Annotated in this window: 2 protein-coding genes; one reads left to right on the top strand and one right to left on the bottom strand. The window is 71.3% G+C overall.

The window, feature by feature from the left end:
- Positions 1 to 32: 32 nt before the first annotated feature.
- A complete protein-coding gene (locus ABT015_RS37905) occupies positions 33 to 1115 on the bottom strand; it encodes an IS630 family transposase (protein WP_350887902.1) in 1083 nt (360 codons plus the stop codon).
- Between the two features lie 48 nt (positions 1116 to 1163).
- Here ABT015_RS37905 and ABT015_RS37900 point away from each other — a divergent pair, with 48 nt between their 5' ends.
- The gene (locus tag ABT015_RS37900) at positions 1164 to 1493 is read left to right on the top strand and encodes a hypothetical protein (protein WP_350887899.1); all 330 of its coding nucleotides are present in this window, start codon (positions 1164 to 1166) and stop codon (positions 1491 to 1493) included.
- Positions 1494 to 1525: the final 32 nt, after the last annotated feature.

Genomic DNA, 1525 nt, shown 5'->3' with positions numbered 1-1525 from the left:
CTAGTGCTGCTCCGCGCAAGTTCGTGGAGGGGTCAGGCCCATTCCTTGAGTGGAGTGCCCTGGTAGGTCCAGTGGAACGGGCGGGCATGTTCGTTGCGGTGGATCATCCAGGCGTCCATTTTCTCGATCAGATCGTCCCGGCTGGTGAAGTCGCCGTGCCGCAGGACGGCGCGGGTCAGCGCGGAGAAGACGAGTTCGACCTGGTTGAGCCAGGAGGCGTGCGGCGGGGTCCAGCAAACGTGCCAGCGCGGGTGGGCGGCGAGCCAGGCCTTGGTGTGCTTGGCGGTGTGGGAGGAGCCGTTGTCGAGGACCACGTGGATGTCCTTGTCGCGGGGCATGAGCCGGTCGAGCCGGCCCAGGAAGGCGGTGAAGGTCGCGGCGTCGTTGCGCCGGATGGTCTCGGTCAGGGTCTGCCCGGTGGTGACGTCGAGCGCGGCGACGATCGAGGCGGTGCCGTGGCGGCGGTACTCGAACTCGCGGCGGGCGGCCCGGCCCGGTCTGGCGGGCTGGGAGGGGTGGCGGCGCTCGCGGGCCTGGATCGCGGTCTTCTCGTCGATCGACAGCACGATCGCCCCTGCGGGCGGGTTGCGGTACAACGCGCAGATGTCCCTGACGCGTTCCCAGAAGTCGGGGGTGTCGCGGCGGGTGAGCCAGCCGCGGACCTTGTGCGGTTTCAGATCCAAGTCGGCCAGGATCCGGCCGACTTGGGAGGAGGAGATCGGCGCGGACACGGTGCCCGCGACCTGGTCGGCGATCGCCGCGTGGGTCCAGGTCGCGGCGGGGCCGGTCGGGATGCCGGTGGCCGCGGCGACCACCGCGACGCGCACCAGGTCGTCGTAGCGGCGCGGCCGCCCCGAACGTGCGGCGTCCTTCAAACCCTCCAGCCCGCGCTCGGCGAACCGGCCACGCCACTTGCGGACCGTGTTCACGCTCACCGCCAGCCGGCGGGCGATCGCCGCGTTGCCCGCCCCGCCGGCCGCAGCCAGCACGATCCGGGCCCGGAGTACCTGTCTGACCTGCGCCTTCGCTGAGGACGCGATCCGCTGCAGCACGCCGCGCGTCTCTTCGTCCACGACCACGGCCGCCGCCGTGTCCCGCCCCGAACCCTCCGCCATGAGCAGTGATCATGGCGGAGGGTTGGGCCGGGACGGCAGGATGGGGCCGTGCCGAAGAACCCGCCCGAGTCCATGCAGCACCACCTGCGCCAGCGGCTGAACGCCCGCGCCGCCGAGCGCTGGCCGCAGCTGGCCCGGGTCCATGTCCGCTTCCGCACGGGATTCGCCTACGTGGAAGGCGAGTTGAAGGACGGCGAACGCCTGCCGCTGTGTCGCCTGCGCTTCGCTGGAGTCCTGCACACCTGGGGCTTCGCGCTCTACCTCGCCAGCCGAGACGGCTACGAGGACAACGTGCTCCCCAGCGGCCTACCCGTCGGCGCCCCCGAAGAATGCCTGGACTGCGCCTGCGGCCTCTACCTCGACAGCCCGGCGACCTGACCCCTCCACGAACTTGCGCGGAGCAGCACTAG

It is taken from the genome of Kitasatospora sp. NPDC094016, assembly GCF_040304045.1.
In the GTDB taxonomy this organism is placed as follows: Bacteria; Actinomycetota; Actinomycetes; order Streptomycetales; family Streptomycetaceae; genus Kitasatospora.
This window is presented reverse-complemented; position numbering and strand designations above follow the sequence as displayed.